This is a genomic window from Erwinia sp. MYb416, from assembly GCF_037479575.1.
Lineage (GTDB): Bacteria > Pseudomonadota > Gammaproteobacteria > Enterobacterales > Enterobacteriaceae > Erwinia > Erwinia rhapontici.
This window is the reverse complement of sequence record NZ_JBBGYT010000316.1, coordinates 1-994: the sequence shown is the minus strand read 5'-3', so window position 1 is coordinate 994 and position 994 is coordinate 1. Positions and strand designations below refer to the sequence as shown.

Here is a 994-nt window from a genome sequence, read left to right as displayed (position 1 = left end):
ATGGTAATCATCACATTGTTTTCAGTTGAACAGAGACATATGCCCAGGGATAGCCGAAAAAGAGAAATTATGCGGGCATGTTAGCAGATAAGTGAGGCAGGCTCACACTACTTCATGGTGGCGTACCAGGGCATTGCAGAGCGTACAACATGATGACAGCGTATATTGTTCAGTCAGGCCCGCACTACCCCGGATTTACGCCACCGCCGCAGGCGGCCCAGCCAGAGCAATAGATGATATCTCTGCTTCAGGCCCCGTGCGTTACGTCTCATTCTGCGCGGGGTATCGGTTGCGTAAAAATCAGCAATGATGGCCTGTCTGGCGATTTCATTGGTTTCCCTGCGTATGGCGTGACAGACGATGAGCGCTTCACGGAAAATTTGTGCATGAAATGAGCGATAGATGTTAACTGAATCCCGGTACTGCTGATTCATCTCCTCCAGTCGTTGGCAAATCTTCAGATAATGGCGCTGATACTCAACATTTGACTGTCCCGTTCTTGGACGATTACTGATGGATTCGCCATGAATCAGATAGCGATAAAGTGCACGGTCGCTATAGCGAACCCGACGTGCATTCAACATAAATTCGGTGGTCCACAGAATATCCTGATGATGCAGCCCCGGGACAAACTGCAGATTAAGCTGCCTGATCAAAGACACGCGATAAATGCCCAGCCAGACGACATGCAGATAGCGACGGGTTTTCAGCGCTCGACCTAACCAGCGGTCGCCACTGATGACCTGGGTTGAACGGAGACGGCAAGGTGGGATTAAAATCTCGCCCTGGCTATCCAGCATGCTGATGCGCCTTGCATTGCACTGCGCTGCATCCAGATCGTCTGCCATGGCCATTGCCATTAAGGTGCGATACAACTCGGGCTCGAGGATATCGTCAGCATCGGGGAAGGTGACATATTTGCCCTTAATGTGATTCATCCCGGTATTGCGCGCGCGGGAAACACCGCCATTTTCCTGATGGATAACGGAGATAT

At 51.0% G+C, this 994-nt stretch carries 1 protein-coding gene; it reads right to left on the bottom strand.

Annotated elements, in window-relative coordinates:
• Positions 1 to 173 precede the first annotated feature (173 nt).
• The coding region (locus tag WH277_RS03810) for a glycosyltransferase (RefSeq protein WP_339504443.1) at positions 174 to 994 on the bottom strand (821 nt) is incomplete at its 5' end.